Raw genomic sequence first — 25808 nt, forward strand, 5'->3', positions numbered from 1 at the left:
CTGATTGACTTTCTTTAAAAATGAATAATAGTGAGTAACTTGTTCTTTTTTGGAGAATGTCGTGGAGTTCAGCCAATTGCGCATCTTCCAGGCGGTGGCGGAGGAAGGGTCGATAACCCGTGCCGCCGAACGGCTGCATCGAGTGCCGTCGAACCTGTCGACCCGGCTCAAACAGCTGGAAGAGCAACTGGGCGTCGAACTGTTCCTGCGCGAACGTCAGCGTTTGCAGCTGTCGCCTGCGGGAAAAGTCTTGCTGGACTACACCGCCAGGCTGTTTGCCTTGCGCGACGAAGCCAGCGCGGCAGTGCAAGGCGGGCAACCGGCGGGCGACTTCGTACTCGGCACCATGTACAGCACGGCGGCGATTCACCTTCCGGGGCTATTGGCGCACTACCACCGTTTGTATCCGGCAGTGAACCTGCAAGTACAGTCCGGGCCCAGTGGTGAATTGCTCGAAGGCCTGCTCACCGGTCGACTTGATGCGGCGCTGGTGGATGGCCCCCTGGAACTGGCCGGGCTCGACGGGGTGCCCTTGTGCGACGAGCGCCTGGTGCTGATCAGCGAGGCCGACCATCCGCCCGTGCGCAGCGCGCTGGATGTGGAGGGGCGTTCGGTGTTCACCTTTCGCCAGGGCTGCTCCTACCGCATGCGCCTGGAGGCCTGGTTCGCCCATGACCATGCGGCCATGGGCCGGGCGATGGAGATCGAGTCTTACCCGGGGATGCTGGCATGCGTGATTGCTGGTTCCGGTGTAGCGCTGATGTCGGAGTCGATGCTCGCCAGTCTGCCAGGCCGTGAGAGTGTGGCCGTGCATCCGTTGGCCGAGCCGTTCGCCAGCGCTACTACCTGGCTGATGTGGCGCAAAGGCATGGTCGGGGCCAATCTGAACGCCTGGATCGAGCAGCAACAGGTGGTTTTTCCGCCGGCACGGGTACGGTCACGGGAAATTGCCTGAACACAGGCTGATTGTGATGGATTCAGTAACAGATCATTGTGACTTTGCGCGAGCATTGCGTAGGACTTCGGACTATTATCTGTACGAAGGGGCTACAGAACTTTGGCCGCTCGGCACTACCCTGAAGGGGGCACCATGAAAGAGAAAATCCAAAACTGGCTGCATGACCTGGGCGTCGCTCTCGGTTTGATCGAGCCGCCTTTGCAACCCGTGCCAATTCGTACTGATGACGAACAACGTCGGCGCCAGCAGCGACGCCGGTAATGGCAGATAACATCTGACAGGTGAAAGGTTTCCTGTGGCGAGGGAGCAAGCTCCCTTGCCGCTTCGTGTACGTTTGATCACCCGCCTTAGTAGCGCTCGATCTCCAGCAAAAACCGGCTCAAATCATTCGCCGTCCTGGCGGTCTTGAGCATCCGGTCTTCCTCCACCGTAAATGCCGTGACACCCAGTTCATCTTCCAGATGGAAGATCAGCTCTTCGATGTCTTTTTTATCCAATCCCAACTGCGCCAGGCTGGCGTTGTCGTCGAAGTCATCCCGACCTTCCAGCAGGCGGCTGATGTAGCGATGTACGACAGCACGAAGGGCAGCTTCTTTCATGATGGTTCTTCGAGGCGGTGGGTGTCGTTCTCCCTGCCGGTGCAGTTCCTGCCGTTGAGTACAGCAGGATTTAGCCGTGTGAGCGCTGCCACTCGTCAATCATATTGCGCAAATGTTCCCCGGAAAAACTGCCGAAATGCCCGCCGTGCACCGTGCGGATCGATAACGCGTGCAAGCGTCGCAGGCTGCGGGCGTAGTCATCGAGGTTGGAGTGGTAGGCGTCTTCGATCAGCGGGCCGTCGTAGATGATGTCGCCGCTGAACAAGGTCTCGGTGGCGGCTTCGTACAGGCAGATGCCACCCGGCGAGTGTCCCGGTGTGTGCACGACCTGCAACACCCGATTGCCCAGGTCCAGCACATCTCCGTCTTCGACAAAACCCGTCGCCGGTGCGGCCTTGACCCGGTACTCGGCGTAGCACAGCGGGCAATCGGGGTGCGCCTCGAACATGTCGTCGCCGACGAAGGCTTTGCTCAGGTCGTTGTCGCCATCGGGCGCGGCGAGAATGTCCGCCTCGGCCGGGTGCACCAGTCGTTCCGCGAATTCGTGATGGCCGGCGATGTGATCGAAATGGCAGTGGCTGGCCACGGCCACCAGCGGCCGTTCGGTGATCCACGGCAGTTGCTCGCGCAGACTGACCAGGCCCGAACCGCTGTCGAGCAGCAGGTCTTTGTCACGGCCCTGGATGTGCCAGAGGTTGCAGCGGTAGAAAGGCCGGATGTACGGCTCGTGGATCAAGCGGATGCCATCGCAGAGATGTTTGACTTCGAACCACTGATCGCGGCTGACGATCTTCATGTGCAGTTTCCTTCAGACGAAAAAAACGGGTGTGGCAAGTGGGCGTGTCCTCCCTTATTTCATGCGTCGCGCCGGATCTGATGTCGTGCAGGGCAAGGCGCGAGGAGCGTGGTTTGGTTGTTCCAAATAAGGTCCGAGCAACGCAGCCCTGCACGACATCAGATCCGGCCCTTCGGGTTGTGCCTAAAAGCGAGCTAGGCTGTGTTGCAGTCCTTGGCAAGGAAACGACCCTTACCTACGGACTGCGCCTTGCCTAGCTCGCTTTTAGGCGCAACGCGGCGCATGAAATAAGGGAGGACACGCCCGTGCCACACCCGTCGAAGAAAGCATCAAGTCGTTATGTACAGCTTAGGCAGCGTTGGCCTCAGTCACCGGGCGAGGGGACAGCAGGCTGACCAGCACGAAGCTCACCAGGCTTACGCCGAGGCTGAAGTAGATCGGCGAGTTGGCATCCATTCCGTCCTTGAACATGAATATCAGGGCGGTAATAAAGCCCAATGCCATGGCGGCGATTGCACCGGCCGTGGTGGCGCGTTTCCAGAAGATCGCACCCATCAGCGGGATCAGCATGCCGCCTACCAGCAGGTTGTAGGCCAGAGTCAGCGCGCTGATGACGTCATTCACCACCAATGCGATGCCCAGCACGACAATGCCGGTCAGCAGGGTGAACAAGCGGTTGGTAGCAATGTTCGACTCTTTACCACCGCGCAGCTTTGGCAGCAGGTCTTCGGTCAAGGTGGTGGACGCGGCCAGCAAGCCGGCGCTGGCGGTGGACATCATGGCCGCCAGGGCCGCAGCGATCACCAGGCCACGGATGCCGTCCGGCAGCGAGACTTTGACGATAGCGGCGAAGGCGTTGTTGACGTTGTCCAGGTCCGGGATCAGCACGTGTGCAGCCATACCGATCAGTGCGCAAACCAGGCCGTAGATGATGCAGTAGATACCGGCCGAAGTACCGGCGTACTTCGCCACTTTTTCGCTTTTGGCGGTGAACACCCGTTGCCAGATGTCCTGACCGATCAGGATGCCGAAGAAGTAAATCATGAAGTAGGTGATGATGGTGTCCCAGCCAATGCTGGTGAAGCTGAAGCTGGCGGCCGGCAATTGCGCGACCAGTTGATCCCAGCCACCCACGCGGAACAGGCAGATCGGCAGAAGCAGGAACATCAGGCCGACGGTCTGGATACCGAACTGCACAATATCGGTCAGGGTCAGCGACCACATGCCGCCGATGGTCGAGTAGATGACGACGATACCGCCACCCACCAGTACCGAGACCCAGAATGGCAGGTCGAACAGCACTTGCAGTACGGTGCCGATGGCCAGGATTGAAACCACGCCGATCATCAGGGCGTAGGCCAGCATGATAGTCGCGCTGGCGGTGCGGGCCATTGGGTTATAGCGTTTTTCCAGCACCTGGGTGACGGTGAACACTTTCAGTTTCAGCAAAGGTTTGGCGAGGAACAGGTTCAGCGCGATGATCCCGCAACCCAGTGCGGCGCAGAGCCAGAAACCGGAGATGCCGTGCACGTAGCCCAGACGCACGGTGCCCACGGTGGATGCACCGCCGAGGACGGTGGCGGCCATAGTGCCCATGTACAGGCTCGGGCCGAGGTTACGACCGGCGACCAGGTAGTCCTCGTGGGTCTTGGCCTTGCGCATGCCGTAGTAGCCGAGTATCAGCATTGCGGCGGCGTAGATGAGTACGACGAATAAATCCAAAGCCATTATGGCGTGTCTCCGATTGTCTTTTTTATGGTGGAACAAAGATGGTTCTGTGGGCTAGGTCTCTGTGGGAGCGAGCCTGCTCGCGATTGCGATTTGTCAGTCACATCAATGTCGGATGTGCCGCAGTCATCGCGAGCAGGCTCGCTCCCACAGGTGGATCTGTGTCAGGCGGGCTGACGTAGTTCAGGCTTTGCCATGGTGCTTGCGCCCTTGCTGCGAGAATCGTTCGGACCGAACACTGCGCTCGACTCCGGGAACAGGCTCAGCAGCGCCAGGTACACCAGCGAGGCCAGGCCCAGGGTCACCGGCAGGCTGATGTCGATACCACCGGCCATTTCGCCCAGCGGCCCGACAAACTGACCCGGCAGGTTCACGAAGCACAGGCCGACGGCCGCGCTCGGGATCCAGGCGCCCAGGCCACGCCAGTTCCAGCCGTGGGTGAACCAGTAGCGGCCACCTTTCTCGCCGCGGGTGAACACTTGCAGGTCATCCGGGCAGTAGAAACCGCGACGCACCAGCAGGCCGATGATCATGATCACCATCCACGGGGTGGTGCAGGTGATGATCAGCACGGCGAAGGTCGACACGCTCTGCACCAGGTTGGCCGCGAAGCGCCCGATGAAGATGAAGGCAATCGACATCACACCGATCAGCAGCGTGGCCTTGACCCGCGACAGCACCCGTGGGAATACGCTGGACATGTCCAGGCCGGTGCCATAGAGCGAAGTGGTACCAGTGGACATGCCACCAATCACCGCGATCAGGCACACCGGCAGGAAGAACCAGCTCGGTGATACCGCGAGCAGGCCGCCGACATAGTTGTTGGCCACGATGTAGTCCGGTGCCTTGACCGCTACGATGGTGGCGGTGACGAGGCCGAACAGGAACGGGATGAAGGTTGCGATCTGCGAAATCACCACCGCCGCCATGATGCGGCGCTTGGAGGTGTCACGCGGAATGTAGCGCGACCAGTCGCCGAGGAACGCACCGAAGGAAATCGGGTTGCTCATGGCTACCAGCGCAGCGCCGATGAACGCCGCCCAGAAACCGGGTTGGCCCATGTTGACGGTGCCGGCGTAGTTCACATCGAAGGGACCGGCGAAGGCGAAGGCGCCCAGCAGGAACAACAGGCTGGCACTCCACACCGCGATCTTGTTGACCCACAGCAGGAAGCGGAAGCCATAGATGCACACGGTCAGTACCAGGATCGCGAACAGACCGTAGGCCAGGCCCAGGGTCAGGTCGGTTTCCGGCAGGCCGATCAGGCGTTTGGCACCACCGATCAGCGCATCCCCCGAACTCCACACCGAGAGCGAGAAGAAGGCGATGGCGGTCAACAGCGACAGGAACGAACCGACGATCCGCCCGTGCACGCCGAAGTGCGCACCGGACGACACGGCGTTGTTGGTGCCGTTGATCGGGCCGAACAGGCCCATTGGCGCGAGGATCAGCGAACCCAGCAATACGCCCAGCACAATCGCCCAGACGCCCGCCTGGAAAGACAGGCCGAACAGTACCGGGAAGCTGCCGAGGACGGCGGTTGCAAAGGTGTTGGAACCACCGAAGATCATCCGGAACAAGTCCGTCGGGCCTGCGGTGCGTTCGCTGTCCGGGATCTGTTCGACCCCGTGGGTTTCAATTTGCGTAAGGCTTTGGTCGTTGTTGTTGTTATTCATGATCAGCTCCGATCATAAAGGCGCGCTCATCGTGCGTGAGCGTCACCTGTGTTGGCTAAGGGGTTGGCAGCCCTTCCGGCATCGCGGACAAATGTTCGTGGCAGGCCAGCCATAGGCCTTGTTGTTCTTGGCCAGACGCTTGTTTCTTGAAAACAATCGTCTCGCGCTCCTGGCTGAAGTGTTGCTCCCCTTGCATGCGCAACTCGGTGGCGACGTCATGGATGAAAATCGCCACGTCACCCAGCAGGCTGACGAAAGCGTTGCTTGAGGTGCACGAGAGCACCTCGAAGCCATCCTCGGCGCGCCAGCTGTCCCACATCGCCTGATAGGCGTCGCGCGACAGCAGGGGCTGTTCGAGGGTGTAGAAGACGAAGCTGGCTTCAAAGCTGAATGCGCCGAAGTAGGCTTCGCGATCGTTACGGGCAAAAGCGGACACCAGATCGGCGGCGGCTTTCAAGACCTGATCACGTTCATTCATGACCAATCCTCAGCGGTGGACTACGCCAGGCAGTACGCAGAGCATTTCGTACAGCAGGTTGGCGGCCAGCAGCGAGGTGTTACCGGTGGTGTCGTAAGCGGGGGAGACTTCTACCAGATCGCAACCGACCAGGTCGAGGCCTTGGCAGCCACGAACGATCTCGATTGCCTGAATGGTCGTCAGACCGCCGATTTCCGGGGTGCCGGTGCCAGGCGCCCAGGCCGGGTCAATGCCGTCGATGTCGAAGCTGAGGTAAACAGGACCGCCGCCGACTTTCTCGCGAACTTCAGCCATCAAGGGCTCCAGCGATTTGTGCCAGCACTCTTCGGCCTGAACCACACGGAAGCCCTGGTTGCGGCTCCAGTTGAAGTCGTCAGCGGTGTAGCCCTGGGCGCGCAGGCCTATCTGCACGACACGGTCCGGGTCCAGCAGGCCTTCTTCGACGGCGCGGCGGAAGGTGGTGCCGTGGGCGATCTTCTCGCCGAACATGTGATCGTTCACATCGGCGTGAGCGTCGATGTGCACCAGGCCGACCTTGCCGTGCTTCTTATGGATGGCACGCAGGATCGGCAGGGTGATGGTGTGGTCGCCGCCCAGGGTCAGGGGGATCACGTTGTGTTCGAGGATGTCGTCGTAGGCTTCTTCGATGATGCGTACGGCGTCCAGCAGGTTGAAGGTGTTGATCGCCACGTCGCCGATGTCGGCAACCGACAGCGAGTCGAACGGCGCAGCACCGGTGGCCATGTTGTAAGGACGGATCATCACCGATTCGGTGCGGATGTCGCGAGGCCCGAAGCGGGTGCCGGGGCGCAGCGAGGTACCGATGTCCAACGGCACGCCAACGAAGGCAGCGTCCAGGCCGGCAGCGGTATTCAAATGGGGGAGTCGCATCATGGTGGCGATGCCGCCGAAGCGCGGCATTTCGTTGCCGCCCAGTGGTTGGTGAAGAATCTTGTCCACGGGTAGGGCCTCATCGTCGTTGTTTTATTTATTGGTTTGCGCCGTTCACGGGAGTACGGACGAACCTTGTGGCGCCGATTCTGCGAAATGTAGTGCCCGGGAAGAATCGCTACGGGCAAATACTTAGTTCAGATTTTTCTAAACTAATGACTGGGACAGCGATAGACTTCCCTCCATACGCAAAACCCGATGCCAGGAGCAAACCCTGTGGGAGCGAGCCTGCTCGCGATGGCGGCGGGTCAGTCAACATTGATGCTGATTGTCATGGCCTCATCGCGAGCAGGCTCGCTCCCACAAGGTTCTCTATTGATTCGAGTACTACGTGTCACCCCGAGATCGGAGCATTTCCATGGCCAACGCTTTACCCGACCTGAAACTATTGCGCATCTTCGTCAGCGTGGTGCGCCATCAGGGGTTCGCCAACGCCCAGCAGGAGCTCAATCTCTCGACGTCGGCCATCAGCACCTACATGAGCCAGCTCGAAGCAGCCCTCGGCCTGGTGCTCTGCCATCGCGGCCGTGGCGGTTTCAGCCTGACCAGCAAGGGCGAGCTGTTCCATCAGGAAACCCTGCGTCTGTTGGGCGAGCTCGAAGGCTTCGAGCAGTACGCCGCCGCCCTCAAGGGCGAGTTGCGCGGTACCTTGAACCTGGGGGTGATCGACTCCACCGTCAGCGACAAGGCCCTGCCGTTCGCCGAAGCCATCGGCGCCTACAGCCAGGAACACCCGGCCGTGCATTTGCACCTGTCGGTGATGAGCCCTTACGAATTGCAACTCGGCGTGCAGGACAACCGCCTCGACCTGGCCATCGGCGCGTTTTCCACGCGCATGAGCGGTCTGGTGTACATGCCGCTGTACCGTGAACAACACTGGTTGTATTGCAGCACGCGGCATCCACTGTTCAACGAGCGGCGCATCCCCGAGCAAGTCATCACCCAGCAACGCATGGTCGGTCGTGGCTATTGGAGCCAGGCCGAACTGGCGCGCCACGGCTTCAAGCACAGCGCCGCGACAGTAGAAAGTATGGAGGCCCAATTGATTCTGGTGCTGTCCGGCGCCTACATCGGCTACCTGCCGGAGCACTACGCCCAGGCCTGGGCCGACAAGGGGGACTTGCGGGTGTTGCTGCCGGCGACCTTCGGTTATCAGGCGCCGTTCTCGATGATCGTGCGTCGGGGCCGTAGCCGCGAGCCGCTGATCCAGACCTTCCGTGATCTGCTCAAAGCACAACTGAATCAGGCGTAAAGACGATGTCCAGAATTCAATGTCCGCGTTGCCTGCGCCCGCAAACTCATTGTCTGTGCCCGTTGATTCCCAACCTCGACAGCCGCACCCGGGTGCTGTTGTTGCAACATCCGAGCGAAGTGAACCATGCGCTGAATACGGCGCGGTTGGCGGCGTTGGGCTTGAACAATGCCGAGTTGATCGTGGGCGAAGTGTTCGAGGATTTGCCGACGTTGTTGAATCAACCGGGGCATCGGGCGCGGTTGCTGTTTCCCGGCGAAGATGCCCAACCGATGCAGGCTTGTGCCGCGACAGACGAACCCTTGCTGCTGGTGGTCCCCGACGGCACCTGGCGCAAGGCGCGCAAGATACTGCACCTCAATCCGCTGCTGGCGGCATTGCCGAGGGTGACGCTGGCCGAAGGCGGTGTGTCCCGTTATCGACTGCGCAAGGCGCCGGGGCCGGGGGCGTTGTCGACGGTGGAGGCGATTGTGCAGGCGCTGGAAATCCTCGAAGCGCCGGCGATGTTTACGCCGTTGCTGAAGCCGTTCGAGGCGTTGATCGAGGGGCAGATTGCGGCGATGGGGGAGGAGGTTTACCAGCGTAACCATGGGTCAAAATAGTCGGTGCCTGTCATGGCCCCATCGCGAGCAGGCTCGCTCCCACAGGGGATTTTCGGTGGCTACAAAAATTGTGTTTACCGAAGAACCAATGTGGGAGCGAGCTTGCTCGCGATGGCGGCAGATCAGTCACCACAGATTCTGGATACTGCCTACCTTTCCCGCATCGCCTCGGTCCGCGCTTTCAACACCGGTTTAAGCAAGTAATCCAGCACCGTTTTCTCCCCGGTAATAATATCCACCGTCGCCACCATCCCCGGGATGATCAGCAGCGGTTTCACATCCCCGCCCAAATGGTTTTTGTCGGTACGCACCTGAATCAGATAGAAACTGTTGCCCTTGTCGTCGGTGATGGTGTCGGCGCCGATCAGTTCCAGCTTGGCGCTCAGGCCGCCGTAAATGGTGTAGTCGTAGGCACTGAACTTGACCATGGCTTTCTGGCCAGGATGCAGGAATGCGACGTCCTGTGGCCGCACTTTGGCTTCGATCAGCAGGTTGTCTTCCAGTGGTACGATTTCCACCATGTCACTGCCGGGCTGGACCACGCCGCCGATGGTGTTGACCTTCAACACCTTGATGATGCCGTGCACCGGCGAGACCACCGTGGTACGTGTCACGCGGTCGTCGATGGCAATGCTCGATGCCGTGATTTTCGACAGGTCGGTGCGTTTCTCGTTCAGCTCTTTGGCGGCTTCCGAGCGGAAGGTTTGCTCCGACTCGTCGATCTTGCTTTTGATCTCTTCGATCGCCGACTCGGCCCGGGGAATCGCCAGGGTGGTGGCGTTCAAGGAACCGCGAATCTCCACGGCGCTGCGTTTGAGCCGCAGGATTTCCACCGGTGATACCGCACCCGTGCCCACCAGCGGTGTGGACATGTTCATCTCTTGTTGCAGCAGCGCCAGGCTGGAGCTGAACTGCCCCTGTTTCGAGCGGAACTCCGCCAGCTCCTGGGTTTTTTGCCGAAGTTGCTCGGTCAGGGTGCGCTGTTCGCTGGCCAGTCGCCGTTGCCGTTGTTCGTACAGCGAGCGCTCGTCTTCAGCCACTTGCGGGGCCTTGGCGATCACCTCTTCCGACAGCTTGAACGGCCGGCCTTCGGCTTCGGCCGAAAGCCGTTCGACCTGCGCGGTCAAGGCATAGCGATCGGCTTCGCTTTCGCCCTTGTTCGACAGGTAGCGGGTGTCATCCAGGCGCAGCAAGGTATCGCCCTTGTTCACCATTTGTCCTTCACGGACGAAAATTTCAGTGACGATGCCACCCTCCAGGTTCTGGATCACCTGGACCTTGCTCGAGGGAATCGCCTTGCCTTCGCCCATGGTCACTTCCTGCAACACGGCGAATTTGGCCCAGACCACTGCGCTGACCAGCAGCGCGGCCGCCAGCCACACGGTGATGCGCGACCAGCGCGGTGAGTCCTGCAACGAGGCGCCGGCGGTTTCCGGCATGAACTCGGTTTCGGCGCTTTTGTTGAAACTGTCGAAGTAGCCACGGGATCCTTGATCGGCAGACATGGGCGACTCCTAGACGGCCGCAGAGCCGACACGGCCCTTGCGCAGTGCATCGATGACCGCTTCCTTCGGACCGTCGGCGACGATCCGTCCGTTGTCCAGCACCACCAGCCGATCCACCAGGCTTAGCATCGAGGTTCGGTGGGTCACCAGCAGGATGGTTTTGCCCTGGACCCAGCCGTGAAGTTTTTGCCGAAGGATGTCTTCGCTGCTGTTGTCCATAGCGCTGGTGGGCTCGTCGAGCAGCATGATGGGCGGGTCGAGCAACATCGCCCGGGCCATCAATACGGCCTGGCGCTGGCCGCCGGACAGCAGTTGCCCGCGTTCGCCGACGGGCCGGTCGAAGCCTTGCGGGTGTTGCCGGGCCAGTTCGGTCACGCCGGTCATTTCCGCCACTTCGAGCATGCGTGAGTCGCTGATGTAGCGCGCGCCGAGGGTCAGGTTGTCGCGCAGGCTGCCGGCCAGAAGCGGCAGGTCGTGGGCGACGTAACCGATTTGATGGCGCAGGTCGGCGACGTCCAGTTGCCGCAGGTCCAGGCCATCGAGCAGCAGCTGGCCTTCATCCGGTTCGTAGAAGCCCATCACCAGTCGCGCCAGGGTGCTTTTGCCCGAGCCGCTGCGGCCGATGATTCCGATGCGCTCGCCGGGTTTCACACTGAAGCTGACATTGGCCAGGGCAGGAGAATTCTGACCGTTGTAGTGGAAGGTCACGCCGACGACATCCAGCGCGCCTTGCAGTTGGGTGCGCTCCAGCGGCCGCTGTTTGATGTCGCGTTCCTGGGGCAGGCCCATCAGCGCGTCGGTACTTTTCATGGTCAGTTGCGCTTGCTGGTAGCGGGTGATCAGGCCGGCGATCTGCCCCAGTGGCGCCAGTACCCGGCTGCCGAGCATGTAGCTGGCCACCAGGGCACCGACGCTGAGGTTGCCGGCGATGATGCTGTAGACCCCGGCGACGATGGTGGCCATACCGGACAGTTGCTGGATGAACAGCGTGCCGTTGGTGGCCAGGGCCGAGAGGTTGCGCGCGTGGCTGTCGAGGCGGGTGAGGGCGCCGTGGGTGCTTTCCCATTTGTGCTGGCGTTCGCTTTCAGCGCTGCAGGCCTTGAGGGTTTCCAGGCCGCTGAGGGTTTCGATCAACAGCGCCTGGCGTTCGGCGCCGAGGCTGAGGCTTTTCTGCACGGTATCGCGCAGGCGCACCTGGATCACCATGGCGAAGATGATGGTGACGGGAAACGCCAGTATCGGGATCACCACCAGCCAGCCACCGAGCAGCCCGATCACCAGCAGCATCAGCAGGCAGAAGGGCAGGTCGATCAGGCTGGTGAGGGTTACGGCGGTGAGAAATTCCCGCAGGCCCTGGAAGTCATGAATGCTTTGGGCGAAACCACCGATGGTCGCCGGTCGCGCTTTCATCGCCATGCCGGTGATGCGCTCGAACAGTGTGGCGGACAGGATCACATCGGTTTTCTTGCCGGCGGTATCGAGCAAGTGCGCGCGCACGACCCGCAGCACCAGTTCGAAGGCGGTGCCGATCAGCAAGCCGATCGCCAGCACCCACAAGGTCGAAGTGGCCTGGTTCGGCACCACGCGATCATAGGTTTGCATCACGAACAACGGCACCATCAGGCCCAACAGGTTGATCAGGAAACTCGCCAGGATCGCATCGCTGTAGAGCCATTTCGACAGCTTCAGCGTGTCGCGGAACCAGGCATGGACCCGAGGCACCAGGGGCGAGCGCAAGTCTTCGAGTTCGTGGCGTGGCCGCGCAAACAACGCCTGGCCACTGTAGTGTCCGGCCAGCTCCTCGGGGCTGAGCCATTGTTCGCCGCCGTCGGCTTCGCAGGGCAGGATCAGCACCTTGCCGTCCTCGCCATAACGGCGCAGGACGGCCGTGCGGCCGTTGTTAAGCAACAGCAATACGGGCAAATTGAGCGCGGAGATATCTTTGAGGTCACGGCGCAGCAAGCGTGCCTGCAAACCGGCCCGGGCCGCTGCACGGGGCAGCAGGTCCAGGCTCAGGCGTTGGTGTGCCATGGGCAGCCCGGCACTGAGGCTGGCGCGACTGACCGTCGCGCCGTGGAGTTTGCAGAGGATCAACAGACCGTCCAGAAGCGGGTCATCGAAGCTCAGGCGCGGATCGACACCGGTGTTGCCGGGTTCCATGCTGGTCATTGAACCCTCCCGGGCACTACTTCATTTCAGGTAGTCGAGCTTCGTTTTTCACTTCGGTCTGGGCGATAGCATCGGCGGGCAGTACGACCCGTTGCTTGCTCAGCAACTGGCCCATGTTCGCCAGGATGCGGTACATCGAGAACTCCTCGGTGTAGCGCACTTCGGTGTAGCGACGGTTGGCGTTGTAGAGCTCGTTTTCACTGTCGAGCAGGTCAAGCAGGGTCCGTTGGCCGAGGCCGAACTGATCCTGGTAGGCGATGCGCACGCGCTTGCTGGTGTCGGCGTATTCACGGGCGGTCGGGGTTTGTTTCTTGGCATTGACCATGGCGTTCCAGGCCAGGTGAATGTTCTCGTTGAGCTGGCGCAGGGCATTGTTGCGGATGTCCATGGCCTGGTTGATCTTGTGCGAGTCGGAGGCCAGGCGCGCCTTGTCGCTGCCGCCGCGGAACAGGTTGTAGTTCATTATCACGCCGACCCGCCATTCGTTGTCGTGGCCTTCGTCACCCTGCAGGTTGTTGTTCGCGCCCACCGCCGCCTCGGCATCGAAGCGTGGGTAGAACGGCGACTTGGCGACTTCGTACTGGCTTTCGGACGATTGCACGTCGGCCTGGGCGGATTTCAGGTAAGGGTTGTTTTCCACCATGCTCTGCTGGGCTTCTGGCAGGGAGGTAGGGACTTCGCCGCGAATCGACGGCGGGGTTTCGAGCTCATCGGGCATGCGCCCCACAACGGCATAGAAGTTCGACTCGGCATCGGCCAGATCGACTTCGGCGGTGTCGAGGTTGTTTTCCGCCAGTGCCCGGCGAGCGCTGGACTGGTCGGCATCGGCGTTGCTGCCCACGCCGCGCTGGGTGCGCAGGCCGATCTGGTCGTTGACCCGCAAGTGCGCTTGCAGGTTGTTCTTGGCCAGTGTCACCAGTTCGCGGCGCTTGAGGACTTCGAGGTAAACCTCGGTGGTGCGCAGGGCCAGGTCCTGAGCCGTGCCCTGAGCGTAATAGGCGCGCGAGTTGACCACGCCTTTGGTGCGTGCGACTTCATTGGAAGTGTTGAACCCGTCGAAGAGCATTTGCCGCAGGCGCAGCTCCGACTGGGTGTAGTTGAGGATTTCGGTATGGTGATTGCCGAACGCCCGGGTATTGGTGTTGTCGCTGTACCCGCGCCCGTAGGCGGCGTTCAGATCAACCGATGGATAAAAGCCCCCTTTGGCGACCTTCACGTCCTCGTCAGCCGACAGACGGCTGTCCACCCGTGATGCCAGCTCCGGGTGCGTCGCGATGGTGCTCTGGATTGCCTCGGTCAGCGTCATGGCCTGGGCCTGGTACGAGCAGGCCATGGCCAAAAGAACCGCGCTGCAGAGGGGGGTTAATAGGCGCATGGTGCATCTCCCTGATTCCTGATGGTGCTTATCAGTCGCCAATTTATTGACGACAATTGTAGGTAAAGTTGTTTCACATCTTTAACAAAAGAGCTAAGAACATTCTGGAGCGTAGCTAAGAAATTTTTTTCATAACGACTATGCAAAAAAAAACTTATGCGCTCTACAAAATCCAGCACATTGTTCAAGTCGAAACCCCTTGTTTTATGAGCTCTCTGGCGCTCATCTGGGTTTGAGGAAAGTTCCAATCCACTTATCGAAATAGAGCGGAGAGGTGCTGGAGGGGAGGGATGCGAGCGATCTGATGGCGACGGTTTTTTGTCACTTTAGTGCTTCGAGATCGTTACGCATCGCTCACAGGCAAGGTTGTTGCGAACAGGGATCCGATGCCATTGATTGCAGAGGGATTTTCCGAAATCGTAAACAGCGCCGTGAGCGACTGGCTGGGCGAGATCGTGTTCCGGGTCCACGGCTTACTCAAGTAAGCCGGCACCCGGAACACGATCCGCCAGGCAACCCGCTCGAGCCATGAGCACGTTCTTCGCACAATCAAGGTGCCGACAGCGGTTGGCGGCGGAGGAAGTGCACATGGCAACGCTCATCGGAATCGTCAGTAAGGTCATCGGTCAGGTGTTCGCGGTTGCGAGCGATGGCACCCGGCGTGCTTTGGTCGAGGGGGACCGGCTGTTCGCTGGCGACCAACTGAGCACCGGCGCTGAAGGCGCGGTGGCGGTGCATCTGCAAAATGGCCAGGAACTGACCCTCGGGCGCGGCAGCAGCATGCAGATGACGCCGCAGTTGCTCGCCAATCAGATTCCCCATGTGAACTCGTCTGAAGCGCTGACGCCGAGCGAAGCGCAACTGACCGATGTTGAACAACTGCAAAAAGCCATTGCGGCGGGCGACGACCCGACCCAAACCGCTGAAGCCACCGCTGCCGGGCCTACCACGACGGCCGGTGTACCGGGTGGCATCGCGGGCAGTGGCCATAGTTTCGTCATGCTCGAAGAAGTGGGCGGACGAGTCGATCCGGTGATCGGCTTCCCTACTGACGGATTCAATGGCATTCCCGAACTTCCCGAAGAGCGCCTGAACGCCAATCCGGACAACGACGTTGTTGCGGCCGAAGCCCCTGTGGTGCCGCCGGTGGTGCCGCCGGTGGTGCCGCCGGTGCCGAACAATCCGGTGACCTTCGACGGCCTGTCGCAGCAGAACGGCGAGCGGACCGTCAACGAGGCCAACCTGGCCGACGGTTCGGCGAGGAGCGAAGGCTCGCTGACGCGAAGCGGCACCTTCACCATCAATGCGCCCGACGGGCTGAGCAGCCTCAGCATCGGTGCGATCAACTTGATCAGCGGCGGTGTGGCGGCAGGTTTCCCGCAGTCGATCACCTCCCCGTTGGGCGGCACGCTGACCGTCACCGGTTTCAACCCGGCCACGGGCGTGGTCAGTTACAGCTACACCCTCAACCGTGCCGAATCCCATGTGAGAGGCGAGGGTGCCAATAGTCTTGTCGAACACGTCACCGTGGTGGCCAGCGACAGCAATGGCGACAGCACTACCGGTACAGTGACAATCAACATCATCGACGACGTGCCGCAAGCAGTCGATGACAACAATGGCACTGCTTCGGAATCTCTGCTGACCCTCAACGGCAACGTACTGAGCAACGACGTGCAAGGCGCTGACCGGGTGCCGCTCGGGGAGAACAGCGGCCCAATCACCCCCGGCACCTTCACCGGCACCTACGGCACCCTGGTGCTGAATGCCAATGGCACCTACACCTACACGCTGAACACCAGCGATGCTGATTTCAAAGCCCTGCACGGCGGTGGCAATGGCACCGAAACCTTCAGCTACACCCTCACCGATGCCGACGGTGACAGCAGCAGCGCCAACCTGGTGCTGCAGATCCACAACAACGATGACTCGATCACGATTGGCGGTTTGAATGCCGGGGGCGGCGAGCTCACCGTCTTCGAGAAAAACCTCAGCGACGGCAGCGCACCGGACGCCACCGCGCTGACCCAGAGCGGCACCTTCACCATCACTGCGCTGGACGGCGTCACCACCCTGACCGTCGGTGGCATCGCCGTGGTCACCGCTGGCGTGGCCGCCGGCTTCCCGCAATCGATCACCACGCCGTTGGGCAGTACCCTGACCATCACCGGGTTCAACGCGGTGACCGGCGTGGTGAGTTACAGCTACACGCTGGTCGATAATGAAACCCATCCAACCGCCAACGGCGCCAACACCTTGCCTGAACAGTTCGCCGTGACCGTGGTCGATGACAACGGCACCACCGCGACCGGTTCACTGGACGTCAGCATCGTCGATGACCTGCCTAACGCTGTGGGCGACAGCAATCCTTCAACGGCTTCGGAAACCCTGCTGACCCTCAACGGCAACGTACTGAGCAACGACGGGCAGGGCGCTGACCGGATAACAGTCGGGGAGAACAGCGGCCCGATCACCCCCGGGACCTTCACCGGCACCTACGGCACCCTGGTGCTGAATGCCAATGGCACCTACACCTACACGCTGAACACCAGCGATGCCGATTTCAAGGCATTGCACGGCGGTGGCGACGGCACCGAAACCTTCACCTACACCCTCACCGATGCCGATGGCGACATCAGCACCGCCAACCTCGTGCTGCAGATCCACAACAACGATGACCCGATCACGATTGGCGGATTGAATGCCGGGGGCGGCGAGTTGACCGTCTTCGAGAAAAACCTCAGCGACGGCAGCGCACCGGACGCCACCGCGCTGACCCAGAGCGGCACCTTCACCATCACTGCGCTGGACGGCGTCACCACCCTGACCGTCGGCGGCATCGCCGTGGTCACCGCTGGCGTGGCGGCGGGCTTCCCGCAATCGATCACCACCCCGTTGGGCAGTATGTTGAGCATCACCGGGTTCAACGCGGCGACCGGCGTGGTGAGTTACAGCTACACCCTCAACGACAACGAAGCCCATCCAACTGCCAACGGCGCCAACACCCTGCCTGAGCAGTTCGCCGTGACCGTGGTCGATGACAACGGCACCACCGCGACCGGTTCACTGGACGTCAGCATCGTCGACGACCTGCCCAACGCCGTGGGCGACAGCAATCCTTCAACGGCTTCGGAAACCCTGCTGACCCTCAACGGCAACGTACTGAGCAACGACGTGCAAGGCGCGGACCGGGTGACGCTCGGAGAGAACGCCGGGCCGATCACCCCCGGAACCTTCACCGGCACCTACGGCACCCTGGTGCTGAATGCCAACGGCACCTACACCTACACCCTCAACACCAGCGATGCCGATTTCAAGGCATTGCACGGCGGTGGCAATGGCACCGAAACCTTCACCTATACGCTGACAGACGCGGACGGCGACAGCAGCACCGCCAGCCTGGTGCTGCAGATCCACAACAACGATGACCCGATCACGATTGGCGGTTTGAATGCCGGGGGCGGCGAGCTCACCGTCTTCGAGAAAAACCTCAGCGACGGCAGCGCACCGGACGCCACCGCGCTGACCCAGAACGGCACCTTCACCGTCGCCGCCCTCGACGGCGTCACCACCCTGACCGTCGGTGGCATCGCCGTGGTCACCGCTGGCGTGGCCGCCGGCTTCCCGCAATCGATCACCACCCCGTTGGGCAGTACCCTGACCATCACCGGGTTCAACGCGGCGACTGGTGTGGTCAGCTACAGCTACACCCTCAACGACAACGAAGCCCATCCAACCGCCAACGGCGCCAACACTTTGCCTGAACAGTTCGCCGTCACCGTGGTCGATGACAACGGCACCACCGCGACCGGTTCACTGGACGTCAGCATCGTCGACGACCTGCCTAACGCTGTGGGCGACAGCAATCCTTCAACGGCTTCGGAAACCCTGCTGACCCTCAACGGCAACGTACTGAGCAACGACGGGCAGGGCGCTGACCGGATAACAGTCGGGGAGAACAGCGGCCCGATCACCCCCGGCACCTTCACCGGCACCTACGGCACCCTGGTGCTGAATGCCAATGGCACCTACACCTACACGCTGAACACCAGCGATGCTGATTTCAAAGCCCTGCACGGCGGTGGCAATGGCACCGAAACCTTCAGCTACACCCTCACCGATGCCGACGGTGACAGCAGCAGCGCCAACCTGGTGCTGCAGATCCACAACAACGATGACTCGATCACGATTGGCGGTTTGAATGCCGGGGGCGGCGAGCTCACCGTCTTCGAGAAAAACCTCAGCGACGGCAGCGCACCGGACGCCACCGCGCTGACCCAGAGCGGCACCTTCACCATCACTGCGCTGGACGGCGTCACCACCCTGACCGTCGGTGGCATCGCCGTGGTCACCGCTGGCGTGGCCGCCGGCTTCCCGCAATCGATCACCACCCCGTTGGGCAGTACCCTGACCATCACCGGGTTCAACGCGGCGACCGGTGTGGTGAGCTACAGCTACACCCTCAACGACAACGAAGCGCACCCAACAGCCAACGGCGCCAACACCTTGCCTGAACAGTTCGCCGTGACCGTGGTCGATGACAACGGCACCACTGCGACCGGTTCACTGGACGTCAACATCGTCGACGACCTGCCCAACGCCGTGGGCGACAGCAATGGCACTGCTTCGGAAACCCTGCTGACCCTCAACGGCAACGTGCTGAGCAACGACGTGCAAGGCGCGGACCGGGTGACGCTCGGAGAGAACGCCGGGCCGATCACCCCCGGGACCTTCACCGGCACCTACGGCACCCTGGTGCTGAATGCCAACGGCACCTACACCTACACGCTGAACACCAACGATGCCGATTTCAAAGCCCTGCACGGCGGTGGCAATGGCACCGAAACCTTCACCTATACGCTGACAGACGCGGACGGCGACAGCAGCACCGCCAGTCTGGTGCTGCAGATCCACAACAACGACAATCCAGTGGTCCTCAACGGCCTCAACGTGTATGGCGGTGAACTGACGGTTTACGAAAAAAACCTCAGTGACGGCAGCAACCCTGACACACCAGACCTGACCCAGAACGGCACCTTCACCATCACTGCGCTGGACGGCGTCACCACCCTGACCGTCGGTGGCATCGCCGTGGTCACCGCTGGCGTGGCCGCCGGCTTCCCGCAATCGATCACCACCCCGTTGGGCAGTACCCTGACCATCACCGGGTTCAACGCGGCGACCGGTGTGGTGAGCTACAGCTACACCCTCAACGACAACGAAGCGCACCCAACAGCCAACGGCGCCAACACCTTGCCTGAACAGTTCGCCGTGACCGTGGTCGATGACAACGGCACCACTGCGACCGGTTCACTGGACGTCAACATCGTCGACGACCTGCCCAACGCCGTGGGCGACAGCAATCCTTCAACGGCTTCGGAAACCCTGCTGACCCTCAACGGCAACGTACTGAGCAACGACGTGCAGGGCGCCGACCGGATGCCGCTCGGGGAAAACAGCGGCCCGATCACCCCCGGCACCTTCACCGGCACCTACGGCACCCTGGTGCTGAATGCCAACGGCACCTACACCTACACGCTGAACACCAACGATGCCGATTTCAAGGCATTGCACGGCGGTGGCAACGGCACCGAAACCTTCAGCTACACCCTCACCGATTCCGATGGCGACAGCAGCACCGCCAACCTGGTGCTGCAGATCCACAACAACGACAATCCAGTGGTCCTCAACGGCCTCAACGTGTATGGCGGTGAACTGACGGTTTACGAAAAAAACCTCAGTGACGGCAGCAACCCTGACACACCAGACCTGACCCAGAGCGGCACCTTCACCATCACTGCGCTGGACGGCGTCACCACCCTGACCGTGGGTGGCATCGCCGTGGTCACCGCTGGCGTGGCCGCGGGCTTCCCGCAATCGATCACCACGCCGTTGGGCAATACTTTGAGCATCACCGGGTTCAACGCGGCGACCGGCGTGGTGAGTTACAGCTACACGCTCAATGACAACGAAGCCCACCCGACCGCCAACGGCACCAACACCCTGCCTGAGCAGTTCGCCGTGACCGTGGTCGACGACAACGGCACCACTGCCACGGGCAGCCTCGACGTGAACATCGTCGACGATCTGCCAAAAGGCGTGTACGACAGCAATCCTTCAACGGCTTCGGAAACCCTGCTGACCCTCAACGGCAACGTGCTGAGCAACGACGTGCAAGGCGCGGACCGGGTGACGCTCGGAGAGAACGCCGGGCCGATCACCCCCGGCACCTTCACCGGCACCTACGGCACCCTGGTGCTGAATGCCAATGGCACCTACACCTACACCCTCAACACCAGCGATGCCGATTTCAAAGCCCTGCACGGCGGTGGCAATGGCACCGAAACCTTCACCTACACCCTCACCGATGCCGACGGCGACAGCAGCACCGCCAACCTGGTGCTGCAGATCCACAACAACGACGCTTCAGTGGTCCTCAACGGCCTCGACGTGTATGGCGGTGAGCTGACGGTCTACGAAAAAAATCTCAGCGATGGCACCCACCCGGATACACCGGCCCTGACTCAGAGCGGCACCTTCACCGTAACCGCCCTCGATGGCCTGCAAACCCTGACCGTGGGCGGCATCACGGTCGTCAGCGGCGGTGTTGCAGCCGGCTTCCCGCAAACCGCCGTCACGCCACTGGGCAGCACCCTGACCATCACCGGTTACAACCCGGCGACCGGCGTGGTGAGCTACAGCTACACCCTCAACGATAACGAAGTCCATTCACCAGGCAACGGCGCCAACAGCCTGACCGAGAACATCAACGTCGTGGCCACCGACACCGATGGCGACAGCGATACCGGGCAGATCAACGTCAAGATCGTCGATGACCTGCCGAGCGCCAATCCCGACGCGGATTCGGTGCAGGAGGGCGGCACCGTCAACCTCAGTGTGCTGGGCAACGACGTCAGCGGGGCTGATGGTCCGGCTGTCGCTGGAGCGGTGGTTGGTGTGCGTGCGGGTAGCGACACATCAACCTCGGCCATCGGCGGGCTCGGCGACCACATCGCCGGTACTTACGGTTACCTGACCCTCGATGCCAACGGCAGCGCCGTGTATCACAGCACGCCTAACGCAGTGAGCGGCCCCGGCGCGGTGGATGTGTTCACCTACACCGTGCGCGACTCCGATGGTGACGAAAGCACCACCACCCTCACCATCGACGTCTACAACAGTTACCTGAAGGCCGTCAGCGACAACGACGTGACGGTTCTGGAAAAAGCCCTCGACCTGAGCCAGGACGGTCAGGACCTGGTGGCCGGCACCGTCACCGGCAGCGATCCGACCAGTACGGGCGAAACCGCGTCCGGCACGCTGGTGGGTTCGGTCACCAACGCCGTCGGCGCGATCACCTATGCCCTGGTCGGCAGCGATGTCGGGGCATACGGGCAGATTCAGCTCAACGCCAACGGCACCTATACCTACACCCTGACGACACCACCGAGCACCATGCCGCATGCCAATGACGGCCCGAACGTGATGTACGAAACCTTCACCTATCAGGCCACTGATTCGCTGGGCAACATCGTCACCAGCACCATCATGGTGAACATTGTCGATGACGTGCCCAAAGCGATGAACGACAGCAACCTCGGCACGGCTTCGGAGACAGTGCCAAGCCTCAGCGGCGATGTGTTCGGCAACGACGTGATCGGCGCCGATAAAGTCGCCATCGGCCCGGATGCCGGCCCGGTCACCCCAGGCACCTTCACCGGTACCTATGGCACCCTGGTGCTCAATGCCAACGGCACCTACACCTACACGCTGGATCCCGATAATGCGGACTTCAAAAACCTGCATGGCGGTGGCAGCGACACCGAAACCTTCACCTACACCCTCACCGATGCCGACGGTGACATTAGCACCGCCAACCTGGTGCTGAACGTCTACAACAACGACGATAAGGTCACTCTCGACGGCCTCGACGTGTATGGCGGTGAACTGACGGTCTACGAGAAAAATCTCAGCGACGGCACCAGCCCCGACACACCGGCCCTGACCCAGAGCGGCACCTTCACCGTGGCTGCCCTCGATGGCCTGCAAACCCTGACCGTGGGCGGCATCACGGTCGTCAGCGGCGGTGTTACAGCCGGCTTCCCACAAACCACCGTCACGCCACTGGGCAGCACCCTGACCATCACCGGTTTCAGCCAGGGCGTGATCAGCTACAGCTACACCCTCAACGATAACGAAGCCCATCCAACGGCCAACGGCACCAACAACCTCATCGAGAACATCAACGTCGTGGCCACCGACACCGATGGCGACAGCGATACCGGGCAGATCAACGTCAAGATTGTCGACGACCTGCCAAACGCCAAACCAGACTCGTCGTCGGTAGTGGAGGGCGGCACCGTCAACATCAGTGTGCTGGGCAACGATGTCAGCGGCGCCGATGGACCGGCGACGGTGGTTGGCGTGCGTGCCGGCGGCAACACCTTGACGTCAGCCATCGGCGGGCTGGGCAATCAGATCAACGGTACCTATGGCTACCTGACCCTCGATGCCAACGGCAACGCGGTGTACCACAGCAACCAGAATTCCGTCGGCGATCCGGGCGCCACTGACACGTTCACCTACACCGTGCGTGATTCCGATGGCGATGAAAGCACTACCACCCTCACCATCGACGTCGCCAACAGCGCGATCAAGGCCAACCCCGACAGCGACGTGACGGTCTACGAAAAAGCCCTCGACCTGAGCCAGGACGGCCAGGACCTGGCCGCCGGTACGGTCACCGGCAGCGACCCGGGCAACACTGGCGAAACCGCATCCGGGACCCTGGTCGGTTCGGTCTCCGGTGCTGGCGGCGCGCTCACCTACACACTGGTCGGCAGCGCCACCGGCAGCTACGGGCAGATCCTGATCAACCCCGACGGCAGCTACACCTACACCCTGACCTCGGCGCCGAAAACCTTGCCGAACGCCAACGACGGGCCGAACAGTCTGAGTGAAAGCTTCACCTACAAAGCCACCGATGCGCTGGGCAACAGCAGCACCAGCACCATCGTGGTCAACATTGTCGATGACGTGCCCAAGGCGGTGGCAACGGATCGCTCGGTGGCGGCGGTGGAGATCGATTCCAACCTGCTGATCGTGCTCGACGTCTCCGGCAGCATGGCCGATCCTTCCGGCGTGTCGAACCTGTCGCGGCTGAGTCTGGCCAAGCAGGCCATCAGTGCGTTGCTGGATAAATACGACGACCTGGGCGATGTGAAAGTGCAGCTCGTCACCTTCAGCAGCAGCGCCACCGACATGACTTCGGTGTGGGTCGATGTCGCGACCGCTAAGACACTGCTGGCCGGCCTCGTCGCGAACGGCGGCACCAACTACGACGCGGCCGTGGTGACCATGCAGACCGCGTTCAACACCTCGGGCAAACTGACCGGTGCGCAAAACGTCGGCTACTTCTTCTCCGACGGCAAGCCCACCACCGGCCAGGAAATCGGCACCGCCGACGAGACCGCGCTGAAAGCCTTCCTCGATGCCAACGACATCAAGAACTACGCGATCGGCCTGGGCAGTGGCGTGAGCAACGCCAACCTCGATCCGTTGGCCTACGACGGCAACAGCCACACCGACACCAATGCGGTGGTGGTCACCGACCTCAACCAACTCAACTCGGTGCTGTCCGGCACCGTGGTCGGCGCACCGGTCACCGGTTCGTTGCTGGGTGAGGGTGGCGCGTTCGGCGCTGATGGCGGTTTCATCAAATCCATCGTGGTCGACGGCACCACCTACACTTACGATCCCAAAGCCCTCAGCGGCCAGGGTTCGTTGACGCCAAGCGGCGGCACCAACCACGGCACCTTCAACACCGTGAACAACACGCTGAGCATCGCCACCAACAACAGCGGCACATTGGTGATCAACCTCGACACTGGCGACTACAACTACACCTCGCAGAAAACCACGTCGGTGTTGATCACCGAGAACATCGGCTTCACCGTCAGCGACAACGATGGCGACCTCACCAGCTCGACGCTGACCGTGAAAGTGATCCCCAACGCGCCTCCGGTGGCGGTGGACGACCACGTCATCACCAACGTCCTGTCGAGCAATATCGTGGTGCCGGCCGAACTGCTGCTGGTCAACGACACCGACCCCAATGGCGACCAGCTTTCGGCGACCCCGACCTCGTTCAACACCGGCTGGGTCGTGAAAGGCGGGGACTTCACCGGTACCGGCGCGATCGACTTCGCCGGCGAAAACAACAACCCCGCCAACCAGAGTCTGGCCAATGTGCGCAACGCCTTTGTGGCCAACGCGACGACCATGACGGCGCTGCTGGTGATCAGTGGCTATCTGGGCGCCGCGAACAACTCCAATGGCAACAATGAAGACTTCATCACGGTCAAGCTGAATCAAGGTGAGACGCTCAACCTCAATCACAACCTGGATGCCGGGCACATCACGATGGAGTATTCGCTCAACGGTGGGGCGTTCGTCAGCATCGCCGATGGTGACACCATTACCGCAGGCGCGGATGGCACTTATCAGATCCACGTGACCAACATCGCCAACACCAGTGGCGGCAATAAGAATTCGGCGGAAAACTACGAACTGACCATGACCGTCAACTACGCCGGAGCACACGAAGTCACCACGGACTACCACGGCACCTACACCGCCAACGACAACCACGGCGGCAGCGATTCGGCCAACCTGACCATCAGCTATCAGGACGGCCACACCCTCACCGGCACCAGCGGGGATGACGTACTGGTGGCGGGCACGGGCAACAACTTCATCAATGCCGGCGACGGCAACGATGTGCTCACCGCCGGTTCCGGCAACAACGAGCTGCATGGCGACGCCGGCAATGATCTGCTCTTCAGCGGCCAGGGCAGTGACATCGTCGATGGCGGCACGGGTATCGACACGGCCAGTTACGCCCACGCCACCGCCGGAGTGACGGTCGACCTCAGCCTGCTCGGTGGGCAAAACACTCTCGGTGCCGGCACTGACACCCTGGCCGGCATCGAAAACCTCACCGGCTCGAACTTCAACGACACCCTTACCGGAGACAACACCAACAACGTGATCAACGGCGGCCTGGGCAACGACATCCTCAACGGCGGGGGCGGCGATGACTTGCTGATCGGGGGCCTGGGCAACAACACCCTCACCGGTGGGGCGGGGGCCGATACCTTCCAGTGGCTCAAGGGCAACAATGGCCATGACGTGATCACCGACTTCACGCCCGGCACCGACAAACTCGACCTGTCGCAACTGCTGCAAGGGGAAAACGGCACCACGGCGTCGCTGGATGACTACCTGCATTTCACCGTCACCGGCAGCGGGCCGTCGACGGTGACCAGCATCGACGTCAGCGCCATGGCCGGCGCCGCGCCGAACCAGACCATCGACCTGGCCGGCGTCGACCTCGCCAGCCATTACGGTGTAACGCCGGGGGCGGGTGGGGTGATCGCGGGCGGGTATGACACCGCGACCATCATCAACGGCATGCTCAACGATCATTCGTTGAAGGTGGATACCGTGTAACCCGAAGCCGCAACCACAGAACCCGCGTTCCCGATCAAACGGGAGCGCGGGTTTTTTATGGGCAAAATCGGGTGGTCTGAGGGCAGTTTTACGATGAACGGTCGCAATACCTGTTATTTCTGACAGTAGGCAGATTCTTCCCGCGGGCATTAAATAAAGCCATTCAAGCAGCGCAATCAGGTGCGTTGCACCACCACCTTCACTCAGG

14 protein-coding genes are annotated in these 25808 nt (G+C 61.5%); 5 read left to right on the forward strand and 9 right to left on the reverse strand.

All coding sequences use genetic code 11. From position 1 onward, the window contains the following. Positions 1-61 precede the first annotated feature (61 nt). Together ptrR and AC3ITA_RS07345 are read left to right on the forward strand one after the other, a co-directional pair. A complete protein-coding gene (ptrR, locus tag AC3ITA_RS07340; protein WP_489279887.1) occupies positions 62-955 on the forward strand; it encodes a putrescine utilization regulator PtrR in 894 nt (297 codons plus the stop codon). A 135-nt stretch (positions 956-1090) separates the two neighbouring features. Then, complete coding sequence (locus tag AC3ITA_RS07345; RefSeq protein ID WP_007914492.1) at positions 1091-1219, forward strand: PA1414 family protein; 129 nt, start codon at positions 1091-1093, stop codon at positions 1217-1219. An 86-nt stretch (positions 1220-1305) separates the two neighbouring features. Here AC3ITA_RS07345 and AC3ITA_RS07350 read toward each other — a convergent pair whose 3' ends face one another. From AC3ITA_RS07350 to speB, 6 genes are all read right to left on the reverse strand, one after another. Further along, a complete protein-coding gene (locus AC3ITA_RS07350; RefSeq protein WP_095944597.1) occupies positions 1306-1557 on the reverse strand; it encodes a phosphopantetheine-containing protein in 252 nt (83 codons plus the stop codon). 70 nt (positions 1558-1627) lie between these two features. Then, positions 1628-2353, reverse strand: coding sequence for an MBL fold metallo-hydrolase (locus AC3ITA_RS07355; protein WP_489279888.1), 726 nt, complete (start codon positions 2351-2353; stop codon positions 1628-1630). Positions 2354-2701: 348 nt separating this feature from the next. Further along, positions 2702-4081: a sodium:solute symporter family protein gene (locus tag AC3ITA_RS07360; RefSeq protein ID WP_095944595.1), complete on the reverse strand. Its 1380-nt coding sequence runs from the start codon at positions 4079-4081 to the stop codon at positions 2702-2704. A gap of 164 nt (positions 4082-4245) precedes the next feature. Further along, on the reverse strand, positions 4246-5757 hold the full coding sequence (locus AC3ITA_RS07365; RefSeq protein WP_095944594.1) for a purine-cytosine permease family protein: 1512 nt from the start codon (positions 5755-5757) through the stop codon (positions 4246-4248). Between the two features lie 55 nt (positions 5758-5812). Continuing rightward, a complete protein-coding gene (locus AC3ITA_RS07370) occupies positions 5813-6235 on the reverse strand; it encodes a YybH family protein (protein WP_095944593.1) in 423 nt (140 codons plus the stop codon). Between the two features lie 9 nt (positions 6236-6244). Continuing rightward, the gene (speB, locus tag AC3ITA_RS07375; RefSeq protein WP_008018246.1) at positions 6245-7195 is read right to left on the reverse strand and encodes an agmatinase; all 951 of its coding nucleotides are present in this window, start codon (positions 7193-7195) and stop codon (positions 6245-6247) included. Positions 7196-7544: 349 nt separating this feature from the next. On the opposite strand from speB, the gene AC3ITA_RS07380 reads away from it, so the two are divergent. Further along, positions 7545-8438 carry a LysR family transcriptional regulator gene (locus tag AC3ITA_RS07380; RefSeq protein ID WP_007972518.1) on the forward strand — a complete coding sequence of 298 codons (894 nt, stop codon included), beginning with the start codon at positions 7545-7547 and terminating at the stop codon, positions 8436-8438. A gap of 5 nt (positions 8439-8443) precedes the next feature. After that, on the forward strand, positions 8444-9040 hold the full coding sequence (locus AC3ITA_RS07385) for a tRNA-uridine aminocarboxypropyltransferase (RefSeq protein WP_095944592.1): 597 nt from the start codon (positions 8444-8446) through the stop codon (positions 9038-9040). 149 nt (positions 9041-9189) lie between these two features. Here the strand turns inward: AC3ITA_RS07385 and AC3ITA_RS07390 are convergent, their stop codons facing one another. Genes AC3ITA_RS07390 through AC3ITA_RS07400 form a run of 3 tightly spaced genes read right to left on the reverse strand, consistent with a single transcriptional unit; the run spans position 9190 to position 14089 of the window. After that, entirely contained in the window at positions 9190-10545 is a 1356-nt protein-coding gene (locus tag AC3ITA_RS07390) for an HlyD family type I secretion periplasmic adaptor subunit (protein ID WP_095944591.1), read from the reverse strand. A gap of 9 nt (positions 10546-10554) precedes the next feature. Next, entirely contained in the window at positions 10555-12714 is a 2160-nt protein-coding gene (locus AC3ITA_RS07395) for a type I secretion system permease/ATPase (protein ID WP_489279891.1), read from the reverse strand. 16 nt (positions 12715-12730) lie between these two features. Continuing rightward, on the reverse strand, positions 12731-14089 hold the full coding sequence (locus AC3ITA_RS07400; protein WP_095944589.1) for a TolC family outer membrane protein: 1359 nt from the start codon (positions 14087-14089) through the stop codon (positions 12731-12733). A 588-nt stretch (positions 14090-14677) separates the two neighbouring features. Between AC3ITA_RS07400 and AC3ITA_RS07405 the strand changes: the two genes are divergently transcribed. Beyond that, a complete protein-coding gene (locus AC3ITA_RS07405) occupies positions 14678-25600 on the forward strand; it encodes a retention module-containing protein (protein WP_489279894.1) in 10923 nt (3640 codons plus the stop codon). The last annotated feature ends 208 nt before the right edge of the window (positions 25601-25808 follow it).

Source organism: Pseudomonas sp. GL_090, from assembly GCF_057837765.1.

Bases quoted from the DNA above. Each gene is read 5' to 3' on its own strand.
- AC3ITA_RS07385 (WP_095944592.1), top strand. From the start codon at position 8,444: ATGTCCAGAATTCAATGTCCGCGTTGCCTGCGCCCGCAAACTCATTGT.
- AC3ITA_RS07365 (WP_095944594.1), bottom strand. From the start codon at position 5,757: ATGAATAACAACAACAACGACCAAAGCCTTACGCAAATTGAAACCCAC.
- AC3ITA_RS07360 (WP_095944595.1), bottom strand. From the start codon at position 4,081: ATGGCTTTGGATTTATTCGTCGTACTCATCTACGCCGCCGCAATGCTG.
- AC3ITA_RS07370 (WP_095944593.1), bottom strand. From the start codon at position 6,235: ATGAATGAACGTGATCAGGTCTTGAAAGCCGCCGCCGATCTGGTGTCC.
- AC3ITA_RS07395 (WP_489279891.1), bottom strand. From the start codon at position 12,714: ATGACCAGCATGGAACCCGGCAACACCGGTGTCGATCCGCGCCTGAGC.
- AC3ITA_RS07380 (WP_007972518.1), top strand. From the start codon at position 7,545: ATGGCCAACGCTTTACCCGACCTGAAACTATTGCGCATCTTCGTCAGC.
- AC3ITA_RS07405 (WP_489279894.1), top strand. From the start codon at position 14,678: ATGGCAACGCTCATCGGAATCGTCAGTAAGGTCATCGGTCAGGTGTTC.
- AC3ITA_RS07400 (WP_095944589.1), bottom strand. From the start codon at position 14,089: ATGCGCCTATTAACCCCCCTCTGCAGCGCGGTTCTTTTGGCCATGGCC.
- AC3ITA_RS07350 (WP_095944597.1), bottom strand. From the start codon at position 1,557: ATGAAAGAAGCTGCCCTTCGTGCTGTCGTACATCGCTACATCAGCCGC.
- AC3ITA_RS07355 (WP_489279888.1), bottom strand. From the start codon at position 2,353: ATGAAGATCGTCAGCCGCGATCAGTGGTTCGAAGTCAAACATCTCTGC.
- AC3ITA_RS07390 (WP_095944591.1), bottom strand. From the start codon at position 10,545: ATGTCTGCCGATCAAGGATCCCGTGGCTACTTCGACAGTTTCAACAAA.
- AC3ITA_RS07345 (WP_007914492.1), top strand. From the start codon at position 1,091: ATGAAAGAGAAAATCCAAAACTGGCTGCATGACCTGGGCGTCGCTCTC.